The sequence below is a fragment of the Serratia entomophila genome, from assembly GCF_021462285.1.
Classification (GTDB): domain Bacteria; phylum Pseudomonadota; class Gammaproteobacteria; order Enterobacterales; family Enterobacteriaceae; genus Serratia; species Serratia entomophila.
Genome location: NZ_CP082787.1, coordinates 3,604,457 through 3,625,621 on the forward strand (window position 1 = coordinate 3,604,457; position 21,165 = coordinate 3,625,621).

Annotated in this window: 17 protein-coding genes and 1 pseudogene; 10 read left to right on the forward strand and 8 right to left on the reverse strand. The window is 59.8% G+C overall.

Features of this window, described 5'->3' with window-relative positions; translation table 11 throughout:
- Positions 1-28 precede the first annotated feature (28 nt).
- Both hemF and KHA73_RS17505 read left to right on the forward strand, forming a co-directional pair.
- Complete coding sequence (gene hemF, locus KHA73_RS17500) at positions 29-949, forward strand: oxygen-dependent coproporphyrinogen oxidase (RefSeq protein ID WP_234585664.1); 921 nt, start codon at positions 29-31, stop codon at positions 947-949.
- Positions 949-1,404, forward strand: coding sequence for a YaiI/YqxD family protein (locus tag KHA73_RS17505; protein WP_234591318.1), 456 nt, complete (start codon positions 949-951; stop codon positions 1,402-1,404). The genes hemF and KHA73_RS17505 overlap by 1 nt, the downstream gene beginning before the upstream one ends.
- 96 nt (positions 1,405-1,500) lie before the next feature.
- Here the strand turns inward: KHA73_RS17505 and KHA73_RS17510 are convergent, their stop codons facing one another.
- The gene (locus tag KHA73_RS17510) at positions 1,501-2,340 is read right to left on the reverse strand and encodes a ChaN family lipoprotein (protein ID WP_234585665.1); all 840 of its coding nucleotides are present in this window, start codon (positions 2,338-2,340) and stop codon (positions 1,501-1,503) included.
- Between the two features lie 192 nt (positions 2,341-2,532).
- On the opposite strand from KHA73_RS17510, the gene mmuP reads away from it, so the two are divergent.
- Together mmuP and mmuM are read left to right on the forward strand one after the other, a co-directional pair.
- Positions 2,533-3,942, forward strand: a complete 1,410-nt coding sequence (gene mmuP, locus KHA73_RS17515; RefSeq protein WP_234585666.1) for an S-methylmethionine permease — start codon at positions 2,533-2,535, stop codon at positions 3,940-3,942.
- Positions 3,932-4,870: a homocysteine S-methyltransferase gene (gene mmuM, locus KHA73_RS17520; protein ID WP_234585667.1), complete on the forward strand. Its 939-nt coding sequence runs from the start codon at positions 3,932-3,934 to the stop codon at positions 4,868-4,870. Before mmuP ends, mmuM begins: the two co-directional genes overlap by 11 nt.
- Positions 4,871-4,921: 51 nt before the next feature.
- Here mmuM and maeB read toward each other — a convergent pair whose 3' ends face one another.
- The 5 genes from maeB to KHA73_RS17545 form a co-directional block, all read right to left on the reverse strand.
- Positions 4,922-7,201, reverse strand: a complete 2,280-nt coding sequence (maeB, locus tag KHA73_RS17525; protein ID WP_234585668.1) for an NADP-dependent oxaloacetate-decarboxylating malate dehydrogenase — start codon at positions 7,199-7,201, stop codon at positions 4,922-4,924.
- A 184-nt stretch (positions 7,202-7,385) separates the two neighbouring features.
- Positions 7,386-7,559: an Rz1-like lysis system protein LysC gene (gene lysC, locus KHA73_RS17530; protein WP_234585669.1), complete on the reverse strand. Its 174-nt coding sequence runs from the start codon at positions 7,557-7,559 to the stop codon at positions 7,386-7,388.
- Entirely contained in the window at positions 7,540-7,920 is a 381-nt protein-coding gene (locus tag KHA73_RS17535; RefSeq protein ID WP_234585670.1) for a hypothetical protein, read from the reverse strand. Before KHA73_RS17535 ends, lysC begins: the two co-directional genes overlap by 20 nt.
- Positions 7,917-8,318: a M15 family metallopeptidase gene (locus KHA73_RS17540; protein WP_234585671.1), complete on the reverse strand. Its 402-nt coding sequence runs from the start codon at positions 8,316-8,318 to the stop codon at positions 7,917-7,919. Before KHA73_RS17540 ends, KHA73_RS17535 begins: the two co-directional genes overlap by 4 nt.
- A complete protein-coding gene (locus tag KHA73_RS17545) occupies positions 8,308-8,634 on the reverse strand; it encodes a phage holin, lambda family (protein ID WP_234585672.1) in 327 nt (108 codons plus the stop codon). The genes KHA73_RS17540 and KHA73_RS17545 overlap by 11 nt, the downstream gene beginning before the upstream one ends.
- A gap of 292 nt (positions 8,635-8,926) precedes the next feature.
- Between KHA73_RS17545 and KHA73_RS17550 the strand changes: the two genes are divergently transcribed.
- Complete coding sequence (locus KHA73_RS17550) at positions 8,927-10,426, forward strand: glycosyl hydrolase family 18 protein (protein ID WP_234585673.1); 1,500 nt, start codon at positions 8,927-8,929, stop codon at positions 10,424-10,426.
- A gap of 86 nt (positions 10,427-10,512) precedes the next feature.
- Here the strand turns inward: KHA73_RS17550 and KHA73_RS17555 are convergent, their stop codons facing one another.
- Positions 10,513-11,454: a LysR family transcriptional regulator gene (locus KHA73_RS17555; protein WP_234585675.1), complete on the reverse strand. Its 942-nt coding sequence runs from the start codon at positions 11,452-11,454 to the stop codon at positions 10,513-10,515.
- 406 nt (positions 11,455-11,860) lie between these two features.
- On the opposite strand from KHA73_RS17555, the gene KHA73_RS17560 reads away from it, so the two are divergent.
- From KHA73_RS17560 to KHA73_RS17580, 5 genes and pseudogenes are all read left to right on the forward strand, one after another.
- Positions 11,861-12,454, forward strand: a complete 594-nt coding sequence (locus KHA73_RS17560) for a lytic polysaccharide monooxygenase (protein WP_234585676.1) — start codon at positions 11,861-11,863, stop codon at positions 12,452-12,454.
- Positions 12,455-12,707: 253 nt separating this feature from the next.
- Positions 12,708-13,658 (forward strand): transaldolase, encoded by a 951-nt coding sequence (gene tal, locus KHA73_RS17565; RefSeq protein ID WP_234585678.1) that lies wholly within the window; start codon positions 12,708-12,710, stop codon positions 13,656-13,658.
- A gap of 18 nt (positions 13,659-13,676) precedes the next feature.
- Complete coding sequence (gene tkt, locus KHA73_RS17570; protein WP_234585679.1) at positions 13,677-15,671, forward strand: transketolase; 1,995 nt, start codon at positions 13,677-13,679, stop codon at positions 15,669-15,671.
- Positions 15,672-16,204: 533 nt separating this feature from the next.
- A pseudogene (locus KHA73_RS17575) lies at positions 16,205-17,496 on the forward strand (HlyD family secretion protein).
- Positions 17,489-19,609 (forward strand): peptidase domain-containing ABC transporter, encoded by a 2,121-nt coding sequence (locus tag KHA73_RS17580; RefSeq protein WP_234585683.1) that lies wholly within the window; start codon positions 17,489-17,491, stop codon positions 19,607-19,609. Before KHA73_RS17575 ends, KHA73_RS17580 begins: the two are co-directional and overlap by 8 nt.
- Positions 19,610-19,665: 56 nt before the next feature.
- Here KHA73_RS17580 and KHA73_RS17585 read toward each other — a convergent pair whose 3' ends face one another.
- Positions 19,666-21,162 (reverse strand): calcium-binding protein, encoded by a 1,497-nt coding sequence (locus KHA73_RS17585; RefSeq protein WP_234585684.1) that lies wholly within the window; start codon positions 21,160-21,162, stop codon positions 19,666-19,668.
- Positions 21,163-21,165: the final 3 nt, after the last annotated feature.

Consider the following 21,165-nt stretch of genomic DNA (forward strand, 5'->3'; position numbering starts at 1 on the left):
TTCAGCCAGACGCTATAAATGATCCCGCATGAGTTTACCTACCATCGCTGAAGTAAAATCCTTCCTGCTGGCGCTGCAGGACCGCATCTGCGCCCAACTGGCCCAGGCCGACGGCGGCGCCGCTTTCACCGAAGACCAATGGACGCGTGAAGAAGGCGGCGGTGGCCGCAGCCGCGTACTGACCAACGGCGCGGTGTTCGAACAGGCGGGGGTAAACTTTTCCCACGTGTCCGGCGCTACCCTGCCCGCCTCCGCCACTGCGCACCGCCCCGAACTGGCCGGCCGCAGCTTCCAGGCGATGGGCGTCTCGCTGGTGGTACACCCGCTCAGCCCCTATGTTCCCACCAGCCATGCCAACGTGCGCTTCTTTATCGCTGAAAAGCCGGGTGAAGAGCCGGTATGGTGGTTCGGCGGCGGCTTGGATCTGACGCCGTTCTACGGCTTCGAAGAGGACGCGGTGCACTGGCACCGCACCGCCCGGCAGCTGTGCGCCCCCTTCGGCGACGAAGTCTACCCTCGATATAAAAAATGGTGCGACGATTACTTCTTTATCAAGCACCGCAACGAGGCACGCGGCATCGGCGGCCTGTTTTATGACGATCTGAACACCCCGGATTTCGACCACTGCTTCGCCTTCACCCGTGCGGTGGGCGAAGGTTTCCTCGACGCCTATCTGCCGATCGTCGAAAAGCGCAAAACGCTGGCCTGGGGCGAACGCGAGCGCCAGTTCCAGCTGTATCGCCGTGGCCGCTACGTGGAGTTCAACCTGGTGTGGGATCGCGGCACGCTGTTCGGGTTGCAAACCGGTGGCCGCACCGAATCCATCCTGATGTCCATGCCGCCGCTGGTGCGCTGGGAATACAACTATCAACCGCCGGCCGACGGCCCGGAAGCGGCGCTGTACCGCGATTTCCTGCCGGTGCGCGACTGGCTGAAGGAGCCTGAGTGATGCAGATTTGGGTCGATGCGGACGCCTGTCCGAACGTCATCAAAGAAGTGCTGTTCCGCGCCGCCGATCGCACCGCCGTGCCGGTGACGCTGGTGGCCAACCAGCCGCTGAAAACGCCGCCGTCGAAGTTTATCCGCACCCTGCAGGTGGCGGCCGGCTTCGACGTGGCGGATAACGAGATCGTGCGCCGCTGCGAAAAAGGCGATCTGGTGATCACCGCCGACATCCCGCTGGCGGCGGAAGTGATAGAAAAAGGCGCCATCGCGCTGAATCCGCGCGGCGAACGTTACACCCCGGACACCATTCGCGAGCGCCTCAACATGCGCGACTTTATGGATACCCTGCGCTCCAGCGGTATCCAGACCGGCGGCCCGAACGCGCTTAACCAGCGCGATCGCCAGCAGTTCGCCAACGAACTGGACAAGTGGTTGCAGCAGGCGAAACGGGCGCAGTAACTGCGCCCACGAAACCGGAGGTTTTATTTTCAAGCCACAGCCCGTAGTTACTCCCTATCCCATTATTTTAAAAAGAAATTACAGTAATTAACCGATTCATTTCACAGGGGGCGTGACCCACAGGTAATCCGCCGCCTGCTTATCCATCCGAGTGCCAGACTCCGCCAGCATCAGCACCGTCGGCAGCGCCGCCGGCTGCAGATCCTGCACATGCAGGGGCACCCCAACCGATTTGGCGGCGTGATAACCGCCGGCGATCAGCAGCGCCGGCGCTGGCGCCGCCAGTAAACGTTCGGCCATGCGCCGGTCACGCTGTTGCTGAATGACCAGCATCGCATGCAGCCGTTCCGCCTCGATTTGACCGCCGTGCGAATTGCGAATGGTTTCCGCCAGCGCCTTCTGCACCACCGGTCGTACCGACAGCACGCCCTGGGGAAAGACCGGTTGCTGATAAAACGCCATTATCTCGCTGCGATCCAGGTTGGCCGACAACAGCGGGTACGGCGCACGCATCGCCGCCATCGTCACTTCGCCATACAGTTCCCATTTCCAGCCCGGCTGCCAGTCAATCAGCTCGGCGACGCGGGCATCGCGCACCGCCGGATTGCCCTGCAGCCACAGCTTGACCTTATCCACCTTGGCCTGCTGATTGGGGTTGATCATCTCCATCAGCACGCTGCCCTGCGGCCGCTGTTGCGGCAGTTGCTGCACCAGCCACAGCTCAATCCGGTGGTGATATGGGTTATCGTGTTTTTCCCCGACGATCACCCGCGGCTGCGCCGCCAGCCGGGCCAGCAGTTGCTCGGGCGTCAGGGTTGCGCCGCTGCGCAAATCGGTGATGGTGCCCAGGCGCTGCACGTCGTTTTGCGGCGACGTCGCCGGCGTGTGGCTACAGGCGGCAAGCACCAATGCAGCCAGTAAAATCAGAAATCTCATGCTGTTGCCCTGTTATCAAAAGTGGCGACATTATAGATAATAATTATCATTTGCATATAGACCGACACCGATCCTGCGGCCCATCTAACGATTTTTCTCCCCCGTCCGCTTGCCGCGCATTGATTTCACTGGGCATTGCGGGTATAACCAATAGCCATTTAGCAGCTTAGACGTCTATACGGATAAATTATTATGCACTCACCCGCTCCCGCCGCAGGGCAATTCAAACGCAGCATGAAGACTCGGCATCTGGTGATGCTGTCGCTGGGTGGCGTGATCGGTACCGGGTTGTTCTTCAACACTGGCTACATTATTTCCACCACCGGCGCCCTCGGCACCCTGTTGGCCTATCTGATCGGCGCGCTGGTGGTGTATCTGGTGATGCTGTGCCTGGGGGAGCTGTCGGTGGCCATGCCGGAAACCGGCGCCTTTCACGTCTACGCTTCGCGCTATCTGGGCCCGGCCACCGGCTATACCGTCGCCTGGCTGTACTGGCTAACCTGGACGGTGGCGCTGGGCTCCAGCCTCACCGCCGCCGGTTTCTGCATGCAGTATTGGTTCCCGCAGTCACCGGTGTGGTTGTGGTGCCTGATTTTCTGCGCGGCCATTTTCCTGCTTAACGTGGTGACCACCCGCTTCTTCGCCGAAAGCGAATTCTGGTTCTCTTTGATCAAGGTGGTGACCATTCTGGCGTTCATCATATTGGGCGGCGCCGCCATGTTCGGCCTGCTGCCGATGAAGGACGGCACGCCGGCGCCGTTCCTGCACAACCTCACGTCCTCCGGCTGGCTGCCAAACGGCACCCTGCCCATCCTGATGACCATGGTGGCGGTGAACTTCGCCTTCTCCGGCACCGAGCTTATCGGCATCGCCGCCGGCGAAACCGAGAACCCGGAAAAGGTCGTGCCGCTGGCGATCCGTACCACGGTGGTCCGCCTGATGCTGTTCTTTATCGGCACGGTGTTTATTCTGGCGGCGCTGATCCCGATGGATCAGGCCGGGATCGTCAAAAGCCCGTTCGTGCTGGTGTTCGAGCGCATCGGCGTGCCCTACGCCGCCGATATCTTCAACTTCGTGATCCTGACCGCCATTCTGTCGGCGGCCAACTCCGGCCTCTACGCCTCCGGGCGCATGCTGTGGTCGCTGGCCAACCAGCGCACCTTGCCGGCCTATTTTTCCCGCCTCAACCGGCGCGGCATCCCGATCAACGCGCTGACCTTCAGCATGCTCGGCGGCATATTGGCGCTGCTGACCAGCGTGATCGCCCCCGACACGGTGTTTGTTGCGCTGTCGGCCATCTCCGGCTTCGCGGTGGTGGCGGTGTGGCTGAGCATCTGCGCCGCGCATTATGCCTTCCGTCGCCATTATCTGCGCAGCGGCCAGCCGATAGACGGGCTGAAGTACCGTGCGCCGGGCTATCCGCTGACGCCGATCCTCGGCTTCGCGCTGTGCCTGCTGGCCTGTATCGGGCTGGCGTTCGATCCGGAACAACGCATCGCCTTGTATTGCGGGCTGCCGTTTGTCGCTCTGTGTTACGCCGCCTACTACCTGACCCGCCGCGTCGGGCAAAAAACCTCTCTGGGAGAAAACCATGCCGGTTAACAACCCCGTCGCCCAATTGCTGGCCGACCACCCTACCTTGATCCTGGACGGCGCCCTGGCCACCGAGCTGGAGGCGCGCGGCTGCGACCTCAGCGATCCGCTGTGGTCCGCCAAGGTGCTGATTGAAAATCCCGAACTGATTTATCAGGTGCATCTCGACTACTTCCGCGCCGGCGCGCAATGCGCCATCACCGCCAGCTACCAGGCCACGCCGCAGGGCTTCCTGCGCCGCGGGCTGGATCACGCGCAGTCGCTGGCGCTGATCGCCAAAAGCGTGCAGTTGGCGCAGCGGGCGCGCAGCGATTATCTGGCGGCCCAGCCGCTGGCGGCGCCGCTGCTGGTCGCCGGCTCGGTGGGGCCCTACGGCGCCTATCTGGCCGACGGCGCGGAATACCGCGGCGACTACCGCCTGCCGCAGGAGGAGATGATGGCTTTCCACCGCCCGCGCATCACGGCGTTGGCCAAGGCCGGCGTCGATCTGCTGGCCTGTGAAACCCTGCCGTCGTTCAGCGAACTGCAGGCGCTGCTGGCGCTGCTGCGAGAATTCCCGACGCTCGGCGCCTGGTTCGCTTTCACGCTGCGCGACAGCCGGCATCTCAGCGACGGCACGCCGCTGGCCGAGGTGCTCGCCGCGCTGCACGGCAACCCGCAGGTGCTGGCCATCGGCCTCAACTGCATTGCGCTGGAGCAGGTTGCCCCGGCGCTGCGGCAGTTGGCCGTGGAGGCGGATAAACCGCTGCTGGCCTATCCGAACTCCGGCGAGCATTACGACGCGGTCAGCAAAACCTGGCGCGCCTGCGGCGGCGAGCATGGCAGCCTGGCTGAACGGGTCGGCGAATGGCAAACCCTCGGCGCACGGCTGATTGGCGGCTGCTGCCGCACCACCCCGCAGGATATCCGCGCCATCGCCGAGCGCTGCAGGGCATAAAAAAGCCCCCTGCGCCGGCGGCGGCGCAGGGGGCGGGTTATCGGCTACGGCTTATAACGGTTCGGTCTGGGCTTCCACCACCGCCAGCGCCACCATATTGACGATGCGGCGCACCGAAGCGATCGGCGTCAGGATGTGTACCGGCTTAGATACCCCCATCAGCACCGGCCCGACGGTGACCCCTTCCGAACAGGAAACGCGCAGCAGGTTGTAGCTGATGCGCGCCGCTTCCATATTCGGCATGATCAGCAGGTTGGCTGCGCCTTTCAGCGGGCTGTCCGGCATCAGGTCGTGGCGGATGCTCTCCACCAGCGCGGCGTCGCCGTGCATTTCCCCGTCGATCTCCAGCTCCGGCGCCAGCGCATTCACCAGCTCCAGGGTTTTGCGCATCTTGCGCGCCGCCGGGCAGTCGGAAGAGCCAAAGCTGGAATGGGACAACAGCGCCACCTTCGGCTCGATGCCGAAGCGGCGCACGGTTTCCGCCGCCATCAGGGTGATTTCCGCCAGCTGTTCCGGCGTCGGATCGTCGTTGACATAGGTATCGGCGATGAAGGTGTTGCCGCTCGGCAGCAGCAACGCGTTCATCGCCCCGGCGACGTGCGCCCCTTCGCGGAAACCGAACACGTCTTTCACCACGTCGTAGTGCTCATGGTAGCTGCCGATGGTGCCGCAGATCATCGCGTCCGCTTCACCGCGATGCAGCATGATGGCGGCGATCAGCGTCGGGTTGCCGATTACCGCGCGGCGCGCCTGCTCCTGCGAAACGCCGCGGCGCTTCATGATCTGGTAATACTCGCCCCAGTATTCGTTGAAGCGCGGATCGGATTCGTTGTTCACCACTTCGAAATCTTTGCCCGGCGTCAGCTGCAGGCCAAGCTTTTTCAAGCGCATCTCGATCACGCTCGGGCGGCCGACCAGGATCGGATAGGCCAGCCCCTGCGACACCAGCTCCTGCGTGGCGTGCAGCACGCGCTCTTCCTCGCCTTCCGCCAGCACCACGCGCTTCATCTCTTTGCGCGCCTGCGAGAAGATCGGTTTCATGAACAGGTTGGTTTTGTAGACGAACTCGGCCAGCTTCTCCACGTAAGCGTCGAAGTCTTCGATCGGGCGCGTCGCCACGCCGGAATCCATCGCCGCCTTGGCCACCGCCGGGGCAATCTTCACGATCAGGCGCGGGTCGAAAGGCTTGGGAATGATGTATTCCGGGCCGAATGACAGATCCTGATCGTCATAGGCGGAAGCCACTACGTCGCTCTGCTCCGCCAGCGCCAGATCGGCGATGGCATGTACGCAGGCCAGCTTCATCTCTTCGTTGATGGTGGTGGCGCCCACATCCAACGCGCCGCGGAAGATGAACGGGAAGCACAGTACGTTGTTCACCTGGTTCGGGTAGTCGGAACGGCCGGTGCAGATGATGGCGTCCGGACGCACCGCTTTGGCCAGCGGCGGCAAAATCTCCGGTTCCGGGTTGGCCAGCGCCATGATCAGCGGATCGCGCGCCATGGTTTTCACCATGTCCTGCGTCAGCACGCCCGGGCCGGAACAGCCGAGGAAGATATCGGCGTCAGGAATGGCGTCGCCCAGCGTGCGCTGGCCGTTATCCTCGATGGCATAGGCCGCTTTGGTCTGCTCCATGTTGGCCTCGCGGCCCTTGTAGATCACCCCTTTGGAGTCGCAGACGGTGATGTTCTGCTGGCGCAGGCCCAGCGCCACCAGCAGGTTCAGACAGGCGATCGACGCCGCACCGGCGCCGGACACCACCAGGCGCACGTCGGAGATGTTCTTCTTCACCACGCGCAGGCCGTTGAGCACCGCAGCGGTGGTGATGATCGCCGTACCGTGCTGATCGTCGTGGAACACCGGGATCTTCATGCGTTCGCGCAGTTTCTGCTCAATGTAGAAACACTCCGGCGCCTTGATGTCTTCCAGGTTGATGCCGCCGAAGGTCGGTTCCAGCGCGGCGATAATGTCGATCAATTTGTCAGGGTTATGCTCATCCACTTCGATATCAAACACATCGATACCGGAAAACTTCTTGAACAAAACGCCCTTGCCTTCCATCACCGGTTTACCGGCCAACGCGCCGATATTGCCCAGGCCCAGCACCGCGGTACCGTTGGAAATCACCGCCACCAGGTTGCCGCGCGCGGTGTATTTGTAAGCCGCCAGCGGATCTGCGGCAATTTCCAGACAGGGTGCGGCGACGCCCGGCGAATAGGCCAACGCCAGATCGCGCTGGGTGGCCAGCGGTTTGGTCGGGGAAACCTGGATCTTCCCTGGGACAGGAAACTGATGGAAATCAAGGGCACTCTGTTTGAGCTGTTCGTCCATTATGGATTCCTTTGCTTTTTGCTTTTATGTTGAGGTAAGGCTTGTCAGATCGATAAGGCTTAAGGCTAGACCAGTATAGTGAGAGAAACCTCACAAACTTTGAAGCGGGCCATAACCTTGGTCGAAATACTTTTATAAAAGTAAAAAAAGAAGTACCACAGGACGAGAAAGAAAAACACTGCCGTCAGTGCGACGGCAGCGCGGCGCGCCAGGCGTTGAGCGTCGCCACCTGGCCGGCGCAGATTTGTAACGAGGTTTGTAACGCCAGGGTATAGCTCAGCGCATCCCCCCAGGTATTGCCCGGCAGCGACGGCAGCTCGCAGGGGGCGAACACCGATTCAGGGGGCAACAGCGGCACCGGCTGCGCCGCCGGCGGATTGGCGCAAGAGCTCAAGCACAGCGCCAGGCATAGGCTGAGCGGCGCAGGGGTCATTTTTAATCGCTTCACGGTATTTCCTCTGGTAGACGTCGTTCTGCTGGCGCAGCTGCTGCTCCTGGCGCTGCTGCGCCGCCATCAGCGCACGATTTTGCGCATCCTGCGTCTGCAGCGTGGCGATCAGGCCGGCCTGCTGCGCCAGACTCTTTTGCTGCTCCGCCGCCTGCTGGCGCGCCAACGCCAGCCGGTGCGACAGCAGCGAGCTGTAGCCGCCCAGGCAGATGGCCGCCAGCAACAGCAGCAGCAACCCGCCCTGCGTCAACCGCTGCAGCCAGCCGCTCATGCCGGGTAGTCCCGCTGGCTGAGCTGGAAATGCGGCCCGTCTTTCAGCGTTTTCCACTCTCCGCCCCACTCGACGCTGACGCCGCACTCGCGCGCCGCGCGCCGTACCGCCACCGCAATCTGTGCGTAATAATCCCACTCCCAGGAGACCACCCCCGCCGGCATCGCCACCACGTCCACCGCGTGGCCGGTCAGGTGGCGGCTGCGCAGCGTCTGGCTTGTGCCGGCGCGCACCATCTCGCGCTGGCGTGCCATGCTGCGCAGCCCCTCGCTGACGGAAAACGGCACCAGCGAATAACGCAGCGCCAGGCGGATCACCCGCACCAGATCGGGATGCACGCCAAGCAGGTTCGTTTCGCTGCGTGCGGTAAAGCGAATATCCTCAATTTCATTTAACATTTTTAAACCCCGTTTTTTTACCAATGAATTTTTTAATTAAGGCGCTGATATAATCCGCCCCCAAAAAACCGATCAACACGCTGGCCAGATTCGCCCACTTTAATTCCAGGCCCATCAATGCCAGGGCGTCCCGCACCGTCAACGCCAATAACGCGCACATCGCCGCATTCAATAAACGCCGCCGAATCCCCACGTTGCGGTAGGCGCCATGCAATAGCGCCATTGCGCCGGCTAAAATGGCATTCATTACCGGCTGCAGATATTCACACACTCGCTGCATAATTAAGCCAACAGCGTCTGGCTCTAAGCTGGACATAGCTTTTCTCCTGTTTTAGTTTTAATTAAATGCCAATCACGGCCGGTAGGTCATCGGATAGTTTGAATCTAGTTAAGGATGCTATAACAAAGCAAATGAATAAATACATGGCCTAAAGTAAAATTAATTCACGCTGACTGCTGACACAACAAATAACGCCACACCGCCGGCCTGATTAATAAAACTCACGCCTATCGTGATTTATTTCGACTTCTCTTTCTTCTAAAAATAAAGGCTAATAACGGCGGGAGATATGCTCTCATTATGAAATAACCCACTTTGGAGAAAGTCTATGTCCGCACGTAAAGCCGTTATTGGTTATTATTTTATTCCGACCAACCAAATTAATAACTACACCGAGTCCGATACCGCTATCGTGCCGTTCCCGGTTTCGAACATTACCCCCGCCAAGGCCAGGCAACTGACCCATATCAACTTCTCGTTCCTCGACATCAACAGCAACCTGGAGTGCGCCTGGGATCCGGCCACCATCGACGCCAAAGCGCGCGACGTGGTAGGCCGCCTGACCGCGCTGAAAGCGCATAACCCCAGCCTGCGCATCATGTTCTCCATCGGCGGCTGGTACTATTCCAACGATCAGGGGGTGTCTCACGCCAACTACGTCAACGCGGTGAAAACCCCGGCCGCCCGCAGCAAGTTCGCCCAATCCTGCGTGCGCCTCATGAAGGATTACGGCTTCGACGGCGTGGATATCGACTGGGAATACCCGCAGGCGGCGGAGGTGGACGGCTTCGTCGCCGCGCTGCAGGAGATCCGCACCCTGCTGGATCAGCAAACCCAGGCCGACGGCCGCCAGGCGCTGCCTTATCAGTTGACCATCGCCGGCGCCGGCGGTGCGTTTTTCCTGTCGCGCTACTACAGCAAACTGCCGCAGATCGTCGCACAGCTCGACTACATCAACCTGATGACCTACGATCTGGCCGGCCCCTGGGAAAAAATCACCAACCATCAGGCGGCGCTGTTCGGCGATCCCGCCGGGCCGACGTTCTACAATGCGCTGCGCGAGGCCAATCTGGGCTGGAGCTGGGAAGAATTGACCCGCGCCTTCCCCAGCCCGTTCAGCCTGACGGTTGACGCCGCCGTCCAGCAGCACTTGATGATGGAAGGCGTGCCGAGCGCCAAGATAGTGATGGGCGTGCCCTTCTACGGCCGGGCCTTCAAAGGCGTCAGCGGCACCAACGGCGGCCAATACAGCAGCCACAGCACGCCGGGAGAAGACCCCTTCCCGGGCACCGACTACTGGCTGGTGGGCTGCGACGAATGCGTGCGCGACAAGGATCCGCGCATCGCCTCCTACCGCCAGCTGGAACAGATGCTGCTCGGCAACTACGGGTACCAGCGCCTGTGGAACGACAAGACCAAAACGCCCTACCTGTTCCATGCGGAGAAGGGCCTGTTCGTCACCTACGACGACGTGGAAAGCTTCAAATACAAGGCCAAGTACATCAAGCAGCAGCAGTTGGGCGGCGTGATGTTCTGGCATCTGGGGCAGGACAACCGCAACGGCGACCTGCTGGCCTCGCTCGATCGCTACTTCAACGCGGCGGATTACGACGACAGCCAGCTGGATATGGGCACCGGCCTGCGCTACACCGGCGTTGGCCCCGGCAACCTGCCGATCATGACCGCACCGGCCTACGTGCCGGGCACCACCTACCCGCAGGGCGCGCTGGTGGCCTATCAAGGCTATGTCTGGCAGACCAAGTGGGGCTTTATCACCTCGGCGCCAGGTTCCGACAGCGCCTGGCTGAAGGTGGGCCGCGTGGCGTAACCCATAAAAAAACCCCGTAGCCTGGCGCTGCGGGGTTGTTTACTCGGTTAAACGTTTAATAATCGCATCCCTTCGTTTTTACTCCCTCAGTTGTTACACCAGGGGTAACCGCCATCCCGCACCACTTCGCGCCCCATCAGGCTGAAAACGTCGCTTTTCCGCGTCAGCCGTTCATGCCACCAGCTAAAACCGGCTCCCTTGCTGGCCGGGTGCCACGCCAGCCAGATCATTTCGTCGCCTTTTTGCATCTCCACCGGCACCGTCACCAGCTCGCCGCTGGCCAGCTCTTTTTCAATCAGCGCCGGCGGCAGGAAGGCGTGGCCGATACCGCGTTTGAGCAACGCCAGCTTGCTCTCGACGTCGCACACCACCAGCTGGCGCTGCAGCGGCAAAGTGCCATGATTGCGCTTGGGCAGCTCGTGGCTGCTGTCGGCAATCACCACCACGATGTCGTTCAGCCGCTGTTTCTTGCACACCGCCTTTCTCTGCGCCGCAAAAGGATGAGAAGGCGACACGCACAGCACAAAGTTAAGCTTGCCTAACATCAGGGTTTTGGCCTGCACGCTGTCCGGGATCTGGCCGATGGCGATCACCAAATCGGCGCGGTTGTTTTTCAACGCATCCCAGGTGCCGTTCAACGCCTCCCGCTGCACCGAGATATTGGCGTTCGGGCTGTGCTGAATGTAGTCGCGAATATCCTGGGTGAGGGTCTCCAACGGAAAGAACTTATCGACCACAATGCGAATGTTATTGTCCATTTTAGGGATATTCCTCACCCTGCTTTCAAGATCCTGCACCGCATTTAATATCCAGCTGCCTTCCTGCAGCAGGAATTCCCCTTCATCCGTCAGGGTAATCATGGGGCCATTACGATGAAAAAGTTTCACGCAGAGTTTGCTTTCAATATTTGAAACGCGATAGGAGATCGCCGAAGGCGTTTTATGCAACGCCTCGGCCGCCATGGAGAAAGAACCGGTACTTTTTATGGTGCTGATTATTTTAATCGCATCCAGGGATAATCTAGTCATACAAATTCCTCTTTGACATAAAATAAGAAAAATTGACACTAAATTCCCAGGCGGTTGGCGCGCAAAAATCGATCAAGTCCTGCAAAGGTTCTTCAAGCAACAAGCAATATACTCCATAACGGAGAGCGTCATCTGAAAGACTATTCATCAACACTTTAAATAAAATTCATCATGACGATGCGATTTTAGACAGCAGAGGTTAAATAAATTCAACCTATCACTCAAAGTTAATCATCATAATAATTTTAGTTAATAGCCTATAAAACATTCCGCTCTACGGCACGACACGAATGATAAAAATAAAACAAGCCGGCAAGAATGATTATTTCATTTTCGTTATTGCCCTCTCATTAGGCCGGCGAGAAATACATTCATTTCACAATATAACTTCCGTCAGGAGTGACTTATGAACAAGACTTCCCGTACCCTCATGTCCCTGGGCCTGCTGAGCGCCGCACTGTTTGGCGTTTCACAACAGGCTAACGCACACGGCTATGTCGAAACGCCGGCCAGCCGCGCCTATCAGTGCAAGCTGCAGCTCAACACCCAGTGCGGCAGCGTGCAGTACGAACCGCAGAGCGTTGAAGGGCTGAAAGGCTTCCCGCAGGCCGGCCCGGCTGACGGCCATATCGCCAGCGCCGACAAGTCCACCTTCTTCGAGCTGGATCAACAAACGCCGACCCGCTGGAGCAAGATCAACCTGAAGACCGGCGCCAACAGCTTCACCTGGACGCTGACCGCGCGCCACAGCACCAGCAGCTGGCGTTATTTCATCACCAAGCCGAACTGGGACGCGTCACAGCCGCTGACCCGCGCCTCCTTTGACCTGACGCCGTTCTGCCAATACAACGACGGCGGCGCCATCCCGGCCGCCAAGGTCACCCACCAGTGCAACATACCTGCGGATCGCACCGGTTCGCACGTGATCCTCGCCGTGTGGGATGTAGCCGATACCGCCAACGCCTTCTACCAGGCGATCGACGTCAATCTGAGCCACTGATTTCGGAGGTAAATCCAAAGGGTGCGGTTCATTCACAGCTGCGCCCTTTACTATTGTATTGCCCCCTTCGCCACCCCGGCATCTCGCTCAACGCCGCGCCCCGCCTGAGTTGATTAAACGCTCATTGTTCTTATCCATCGCAACAATCAGAAAAAGCGTATTCTCTTTATCACCCTGATGAGGCACTGTGTGCCCCCTATGATGAAAAAGGTTCTCATTTCCCTACGTTGAAGCTTGGTCAAGGAGCTTATAAATGAATCAATTAGACGCACTCAAGCAGCTGACCACGGTGGTCGCCGACAGCGGCGATATCGAATCCATCCGCCAGTTCGAACCCCAGGATGCCACCACCAACCCTTCACTGATCCTGAAAGCCGCCGCGCTGCCGCAGTACAAATCGCTGATTAGCGAAGCGCTGGACTATGCCCGCCGCCAGGGCGGCAGCAAGGAAACCCAGCTGATCAACGCCAGCGATCGGCTGGCGGTCAATATCGGCCTGGAGATCCTGAAAAGCGTGCCGGGCCGCATCTCCACCGAAGTGGACGCCCGCCTGTCGTTTGATCGCGGCATGTGCGTCGCCAAAGCGCGCAAGCTGATCGGCATGTATCAGGAACAGGGCATCGATAAATCGCGCATTCTGATCAAACTGGCCGCCACCTGGGAAGGCATCAAAGCCGCCGAGGAGCTGGAAAAAGAAGGCATCAACACCAACCTGACGCTGCTGTTCTCCTTCGCGCAGGCGCGCGCCTGCGCCGAGGCCGGCGTGTATCTGATTTCACCGTTCGTAGGCCGCATCTACGACTGGTACCAGGCTAAGCAACCGGCCGCCGCTTACGACGCCGAACAGGATCCGGGCGTGAAATCGGTGCGCACCATTTATGAATACTACAAGCAGCACCGTTATCAGACCGTGATCATGGGCGCCAGCTTCCGCAAGGTAGAGCAAATTCTGGCGCTGGCCGGTTGTGACCGCCTGACCATTGCACCGAACCTGCTGGAACAGCTGAAAAACAGCGAGCAGCCGGTCGAGCGCAGGCTGACGCCGTCGACCGAAGGTTTCTACCAGCCCGCCCCGCTTGCCGAGGCCGAGTTCCGCTGGTTGCACAACCAGGACGCCATGGCGGTGGAAAAATTGGCCGAAGGCATCCGTCTGTTCGCCGTCGACCAGCAGAAGCTGGAAGACATGCTGGCCGCTGAACTGTAATGACTCTGGAGCACCGTTATGTCTTCTCGTAAAGAACTCGCCAACGCCATCCGCGCACTCAGCATGGACGCCGTACAAAAAGCAAATTCCGGCCACCCGGGCGCCCCGATGGGCATGGCGGACATCGCCGAAGTCCTGTGGCGTGACTACCTGAACCACAACCCGACCAACCCGCACTGGGCTGACCGCGACCGCTTCGTGCTCTCCAACGGCCACGGCTCCATGTTGATTTACAGCCTGCTGCACCTCACCGGCTACGACCTGCCGATGAGCGAGCTGGAAAACTTCCGCCAGCTGCACTCCAAAACCCCGGGCCACCCGGAATACGGCTATACCCCCGGCGTTGAAACCACCACCGGCCCCCTCGGCCAGGGCATCGCCAACGCCGTCGGCTTCGCCATCGCCGAACGCACCCTCGGCGCCCAGTTCAACCGCCCGGGCCACGACATCGTCGACCACCACACCTACGCCTTCATGGGCGACGGCTGCATGATGGAAGGCATCTCTCACGAAGTCTGTTCGCTGGCCGGCACCCTCAAGCTCGGCAAGCTGACCGCCTTCTACGATGACAACGGCATCTCCATCGACGGCCACGTCGACGGCTGGTTCACCGACGACACCGCCCTGCGCTTCGAAGCCTACGGCTGGCACGTGGTGCGCAACGTCGACGGCCACAACCCGGACGCCATCAAGGCGGCGATTGAGGAAGCCCGCAAGGTCACCGACAAGCCGTCCCTGCTGATGTGCAAGACCGTCATCGGCTTCGGCTCCCCGAACAAGGCCGGCACCCACGACGTGCACGGCGCCGCGCTGGGCGCAGCCGAAGTGGCCGCCACCCGCGAAGCCCTGGGCTGGAAATACGCCGCCTTTGAAATCCCGCAGGACATCTATGCCCAGTGGGACGCCAAGGAAGCCGGCCAGGCCAAAGAAGCGGCCTGGAACGACAAGTTCGCCGCCTACGCCAGGGCCTTCCCTGAGCTGGCCGCCGAGTTCACGCGCCGCATGAGCGGTGAGCTGCCGGCGAACTGGAAAGCCGACGCGCAGAAATTCGTTGAGCAGCTGCAGGCCAACCCGGCCAACATCGCCAGCCGCAAGGCCTCGCAGAACGCGCTGGAAACCTTCGGCAAGGTGCTGCCGGAGTTCCTGGGCGGCTCCGCCGACCTGGCGCCGAGCAACCTGACGATGTGGTCCGGCTCGAAAGCGCTGAACGTCGACCCGGCGGGCAACTACATTCATTACGGCGTGCGCGAGTTCGGCATGACCGCCATCACCAACGGCATCGCGCTGCACGGCGGCTTCCTGCCGTACTCGGCGACCTTCCTGATGTTCGTGGAATACGCGCGCAACGCGGTGCGCATGGCGGCGCTGATGAAGCTGCGCAACGTGTTCGTCTATACCCACGACTCCATCGGTCTGGGCGAAGACGGCCCGACGCACCAGCCGGTGGAGCAGCTGGCCAGCCTGCGCGTAACGCCGAACATGAGCACCTGGCGCCCGTGCGACCAGGTGGAATCGGCGATTGCCTGGCAGTACGGCATCGAGCGCAACGACGGCCCGACCACGCTGGTGTTCTCGCGCCAGAACCTGACCCAGCAGCCGCGCAGCGCAGAGCAGCTGGCGAACGTGTACCGCGGCGGCTACGTGCTGAAAGACTGCGCGGGCACGCCGGAGCTCATCCTGATTGCCACCGGCTCCGAAGTGGGCATCACGGTGGACGCGGCGGACAAGCTGACTGCGGCGGGCCGTAAGGTGCGCGTGGTGTCGATGCCGTCGACCGACGCGTTCGACAAGCAGGATGCGGCGTACCGCGAGTCGGTGCTGCCGGCGGCGGTGAGCGCACGGGTGGCGGTGGAAGCGGGTATCGCGGACTACTGGTACAAGTACGTGGGGCTGAACGGCGCCATCGTGGGCATGACCACCTTCGGTGAGTCGGCGCCGGCGGAGCAGCTGTTCAAGGAGTTCGGCTTCACCGTGGACAACGTGGTGGCCCAGGCGCAGGCGCTGCTGAAGTAAGCGGTTCCCGGCGTTAAGCCCGGCCTCGCCGGTAATGCCTGTCAGTTAAGCCTGACAGGCATTTTTTTATCCAATCTCTGTACGCTCTGCGCAGGAGGAATTGTCGTAAATACCCCGCATTTCTCTGCGACCGCAATGAACGACAATGGGAGCGGCCGAAGGCGCGGCCCTTTGCTCGGTCGAGGCGCGTGAGCCTAATGATACATCTCGTATTTATCGGCCGAAAACGTCACTAATACCGGCAGAAAAACGCTCACTGACCACCATTACGGCATTGTCGGGCTTTTTTATTTCCCCAAAGTTCTGTAACGCTAAGCGGTAAATTTATTTTCATAAAATAGGAATTGCCTCATTCACAATAGAAATCTTAAAGAATCAATCCCATCACTTTATGTTTTTCAATCATTTAATATGAAACAAAATAAAAAGTTTTATTTTGTTATGGTGCGATAAAAACAAAAATAAAACTTAATTTGACGGGTGTTCATCAAGCGGATATCTTTTATTTTTCATGGATGAAGTAAAGAGATGTTATGAGTAAAAAGGATCTGTTTCGGCAAGAGGCCGTCAATCACCAGCGCTCAAAATGGACCGGTAAGGCATTGCTTATTTCCGGCCTGCCCGCCTGGGCCGTGGTGGCCATATCATTGGCCTTTATTATCGCCCTGCTTATTTTCCTGACTTTCGGCAACTATACCCGCCGCATTAATGTCGCCGGGGAGGTCACCACCTTGCCGCGTTCGGTCAATATTTTCGCCGCGCAGCAGGGCTTTATTTCCCAGCGCTTTGTCAGCGTCGGCGATCAGGTCAAAAAAGGCCAGCGCCTGTATCAGATCGACGTCAGCCGCGTCACCGATTCCGGCACCGTCAGCGCCAATACCCGCCAGGCCATCGAAAGCCAGGTCGCCCAAATCGACAACATCATCCAGAAACTGCAGGAGAATAAGCGCGCCACCGTAGACAATCTGCAGGCGCAAAAGGCGCAGTATGAAACCGCCCACGCCCAGTCTAAACAGCTGGTGGAAAACTCCCGCCGCGGCGTCGAATCCATGCGCCGCACCATGGAGAGCTACGGCGAATATCAGCGCAAGGGCCTGATTAACAAAGACCAGTTAAACAACCAGACCTACCTGTATTATCAGCAGCAAAGTTCTTTTCAAAGCCTTTATAGCCAAAGCATCCAGGAATCGCTGCAAATCGCCAATCTCGGCAGCGATATCGTCACCCGCGCCGCCGATTTCGATAATCAGATTTCGCAATATGAACTCCAGCGCGAAGATCTGCAGCGCCGCCTGTCGGAAGCCGACGCCAGCGGCGCGCTGATTATTAACGCCCCGACCGACGGCCGGGTGGAGTCCCTCAGCGTCACCCCGGGGCAAATGGTGAATATCGGCGACAGCCTGGCGCAGCTTATTCCCAGCAACCACGCGGTGTATTATCTGGTGCTGTGGCTGCCGAACGGCAGCGTGCCTTACGTCGGCGTCGGCGACAATATCAATATCCGTTACGACGCTTTCCCGTTTGAGAAGTTCGGCCAGTTCCCCGGCAAAATCGACGCCATCTCCTACGTGCCCGCCTCGACGCAGGAAATGTCCACCTACAGCAGCTCGCCCATCCGCCAGTCCACCGAGATCACCGAGTCCTATTACAAGGTGCTGGTGGCTATCGACAACACCCAGTTCGGCTACCAGGGCAAAACCCTGCGCCTGTCGAGCGGCATGAAGGCGCAGACCACCTTCTTCCTCGAGAAACGCCCGATTTATCAATGGATGTTCTCACCTTTCTACGACATGAAAAAAGCTTAACGGGGCCGATCCGTGAATAAAACACCCTTTGAGACCATCACCAGCAAGCTGAATCTGGCCCTGAGAAAGAAGGTGCCGCAGATCCTGCAAACCGAAGCGGCCGAGTGCGGCCTGGCCAGCCTGGCCATGGTTTGCGGTTACTACGGCATGAACGTCGATCTGTTCAACCTGCGGCAAAAGTTCGGCATCTCGTCACGCGGCGCCACCCTGGCGTCGCTGATCGACATCGCCGCCTCCCTGGCGCTGAAAACCCGCGCGCTGTCCCTCAGCATCGATGAAATCAAGGAGCTGAAGACCCCCTGCATCCTGCACTGGGACATGAACCACTTCGTGGTGCTGGTCGGGGTGCGCGGCGGCCGCATCGTCATTCACGACCCGGCCTTCGGCCGCCGGGTGATCGGCCTGCAGGAGCTGTCGCTGCATTTTACCGGCGTGGCGCTGGAGCTGTGGCCGGGCAGCGAGTTCACCCCGGTCACGCAGCAGAGCAAGCTGCATATCCGCACCCTGCTGCGCAACGTCAGCGGCCTGAAAGGCGCGCTGATCAAAATCTTCTGCCTGTCGCTGGTGATTGAGGCCATCAACCTGCTGATGCCGGTCGGCACCCAGCTGGTGATGGACCACGTGATACAGGCCGGCGATCACGATCTGCTGGCGCTGATCTGCATCGGGCTGCTGTTCTTCATTCTGTTTCGCACCTGCGTGGCGATGCTGCGCTCCTGGACCAGCATCGTGATGGGCTCGCTTATCGACGTGCAGTGGAAGGCCGGGCTGTTCGACCACCTGATGAAGCTGCCGCTGGCCTATTTCGAAAAGCGCAAGCTGGGGGACATCCAGTCGCGTTTCGGCTCGCTGGACACCATCCGCACCACGTTCACCACCAGCATCGTCAACAGCATCATCGACGGCATCATGTCGATCGGCGTGTTCGTCATGATGCTGCTGTACGGCGGCTGGCTGGTGTGGGTGGTGATGGGCTTCACGGTGATTTACGTGGTGTTGCGCCTCTCCACCTACCGCCACTATCGTCAGGCGTCGGAAGAGCAGCTGGTCAAGGGCGCCAAGGCCGGCTCGCACTTTATGGAAACGCTGTACGGCATCGGCACCCTGAAAGCGCTGGGCCTGGCGGGCACCCGCTCGCAATACTGGCTGAACCTGAATATCGACACCACCAACGCCAACATCCGCCTGACCAAACTGGACATGATGTTCGGCGGCGTCAACTCGCTGATCAGCACCTGCGATCAGATCGTCATTCTGTGGCTGGGCGCCTCGCTGGTGATCGACAACCAGATGACGCTGGGGATGTTCGTGGCGTTCAACGCCTACCGCGGGCAGTTCTCCGACCGCGCCTCCAACCTGATCGACATGGTGCTGCGGCTGCGCATGCTGAGCCTGCACAACGAGAGGGTGGCGGACATCGTGCTGTCGGAGCCGGAGAAACAGATGCCGCCGCGGCAGCTGTATGCGCCCAACGAAGCGGCGGCGTTCGACGTGCGCGACCTGTATTACCAGTACGACAGCCTGTCGAAGCCGGTGATTGCCGGCATCAACCTGCAGATAGCGGCGGGGGAAAGCGTGGCGATCGTCGGCCCGTCGGGGATAGGCAAGACCACGCTGATGAAGCTGATGAGCGGCCTGCTGGAGCCGAGCAGCGGTGCGCTGTTCATCAACGGGCTGAATATCCACGACATCGGCGTCAACAACTACCGGCAGTGCATCGCCTGCGTGCTGCAGGACGACAAGCTGTTCTCGGGCTCGATAGCGGAAAACATCGCCGGTTTCGATGCGACGCCGAACCTGGAGCTGATCGTGGCCTGCACCCGCCACTGCAACATCCACGACGACATCATGCAGATGCCGATGGGCTACGAAACGCTGATTGGCGAGCTGGGCGGGAGCCTGTCGGGCGGGCAGAAACAGCGTTTGCTGATCGCGCGGGCGCTGTACCGGCGGCCGAACATTCTGTTTATGGACGAAGCCACCAGCCACCTCGATCTGGCCAACGAAATGCACATCAACAACGCGATAGCGGCGCTGAAGATCACGCGCATCATCATCGCCCACCGGCCTTCCACCATCGCCTCGGCCGACAGGGTGGTCAGCCTGGCGCCGCCGGAGCAACCCGGCGCCTGACTTCAGGCAAAAAAAACGGCCGCACAAGCGGCCGTTTTTCATTAATCTGCTGAAGGTTATACGATAAAATCAACCTGCTGCAGCGGATGCCCAACGATCTTCACCAGGAAATCGGCGCTGGTAAAATCACCGCCCATGTTAATCGCCAGATCGCTGACGTTGGTCGCCTGATCATAAGTCAGGGTCGCTTCACCCGCCTTGCCGCTGAATTCGCTGACAAAAGTCACCTTCTGCAAGCCTTCACCGGTGTTGAACACCGACAGGTCTATTTTGTCGGTGCCGCTGACAAAATCGGTGATCCAATCTGGAGCCGAAGCCCGCGATTCGTTGTAGCTGTTAAAGATAAAGGTATCGGCCCCTTCGCCACCGGACAGCTGATCGACGCCAACCCCGCCAATCAGCACGTCGTCGCCGGCGCCGCCAAACAGCATGTCATTACCGGCGCCGCCGGACAGAATGTCGTTGCCGGCTTCGCCTCTCAGCACGTTGCTGCCGTCGTTGCCGGCGATAAAGTTATTCAACTCGTTGCCGGTGCCGACGATGTTGTCCTTGCCGGTCAACACCAGATATTCAACGTTCTTGGCGAGCGTATAGCTGACCGAAGACTGCACGGTATCCAGGCCTTCACCGTAGTTTTCATGCACTTCATCACGAATATCGTCGACGATATAGGTGTCGTTGTTGCCGCCGCCGTACATTTTATCCGCGCCGGCGCCGCCGTCGAGGATATCGTCGCCGTCTTTGCCATACAGCCAGTCATTGCCCCGGCCACCGGAGATATGATCGTTGCCGTAGCCGCCATACAGGTGATCGGAGAAGATGCTGCCGTTAACCGTTCTGGCGTCGTGCACCGGATCGAGAATGCCGGTCAGCAACAGATCCAGCGTATTGGTCACCAGCCCGTTTTTGTTCAATACGATATCGACGGCCAGGCGCCCCACCCCGCCCACCAGATTGGCGGTCAGCGCCGCGGTCAGCCCGCCGAGGAACGGCAGCAGGCCATCGGCCGGATCGGAAACCTGCACATAGTTATCGCCAAAGCCCAGCGGCGGCGGGAAGACATCCCCCAGCACCCCGGCCCAGCCCGCAGGCGGCAGCCCCAGGTTTTCCAATGCCTGAGACACGTCGGTGTTCACTACGTCGCCGGCCGTCTGCATGCCGCCGTGGGACAGCGCATCATTGATCACGGTGAGCGCCAACGCATCGGAAGCCTGCTGGAAGGTCGCTTCGGAAATCGGCTTGCCCTGCAGCAGGGAAGCTACCTTGGTGGACCCGCGTACAAATTCGCTGTATGCCGAATTATCGCCGGCGTTGATGCCCACCACGTCGCTAATCCAGGTCTCCAGCTTAATCAATTCTTTCGCATGTTCGTCACCGAACAAATAAACCGCGGTCGGCGGCAAATTACCGGTATAGGCCACCCGCGCTTCATGCACGATATCACGGATATAACGGTAGCCATCGGCATATTGACCCGTGTCGCGCAGCTCAGCCAGCTTCTTTGATTGTTCTTCGGTAAACGACACCAAAACATCACTGTTTTGCGTAGCCATATA

Bases quoted from the DNA above. Each gene is read 5' to 3' on its own strand.
- maeB (WP_234585668.1), bottom strand. From the start codon at position 7,201: ATGGACGAACAGCTCAAACAGAGTGCCCTTGATTTCCATCAGTTTCCT.
- KHA73_RS17545 (WP_234585672.1), bottom strand. From the start codon at position 8,634: ATGTCCAGCTTAGAGCCAGACGCTGTTGGCTTAATTATGCAGCGAGTG.
- KHA73_RS17505 (WP_234591318.1), top strand. From the start codon at position 949: ATGCAGATTTGGGTCGATGCGGACGCCTGTCCGAACGTCATCAAAGAA.
- KHA73_RS17540 (WP_234585671.1), bottom strand. From the start codon at position 8,318: ATGTTAAATGAAATTGAGGATATTCGCTTTACCGCACGCAGCGAAACG.
- KHA73_RS17585 (WP_234585684.1), bottom strand. From the start codon at position 21,162: ATGGCTACGCAAAACAGTGATGTTTTGGTGTCGTTTACCGAAGAACAA.
- KHA73_RS17510 (WP_234585665.1), bottom strand. From the start codon at position 2,340: ATGAGATTTCTGATTTTACTGGCTGCATTGGTGCTTGCCGCCTGTAGC.
- KHA73_RS17535 (WP_234585670.1), bottom strand. From the start codon at position 7,920: ATGAGCGGCTGGCTGCAGCGGTTGACGCAGGGCGGGTTGCTGCTGCTG.
- KHA73_RS17555 (WP_234585675.1), bottom strand. From the start codon at position 11,454: ATGACTAGATTATCCCTGGATGCGATTAAAATAATCAGCACCATAAAA.
- KHA73_RS17550 (WP_234585673.1), top strand. From the start codon at position 8,927: ATGTCCGCACGTAAAGCCGTTATTGGTTATTATTTTATTCCGACCAAC.
- tal (WP_234585678.1), top strand. From the start codon at position 12,708: ATGAATCAATTAGACGCACTCAAGCAGCTGACCACGGTGGTCGCCGAC.
- mmuM (WP_234585667.1), top strand. From the start codon at position 3,932: ATGCCGGTTAACAACCCCGTCGCCCAATTGCTGGCCGACCACCCTACC.
- KHA73_RS17560 (WP_234585676.1), top strand. From the start codon at position 11,861: ATGAACAAGACTTCCCGTACCCTCATGTCCCTGGGCCTGCTGAGCGCC.
- hemF (WP_234585664.1), top strand. From the start codon at position 29: ATGAGTTTACCTACCATCGCTGAAGTAAAATCCTTCCTGCTGGCGCTG.
- tkt (WP_234585679.1), top strand. From the start codon at position 13,677: ATGTCTTCTCGTAAAGAACTCGCCAACGCCATCCGCGCACTCAGCATG.
- mmuP (WP_234585666.1), top strand. From the start codon at position 2,533: ATGCACTCACCCGCTCCCGCCGCAGGGCAATTCAAACGCAGCATGAAG.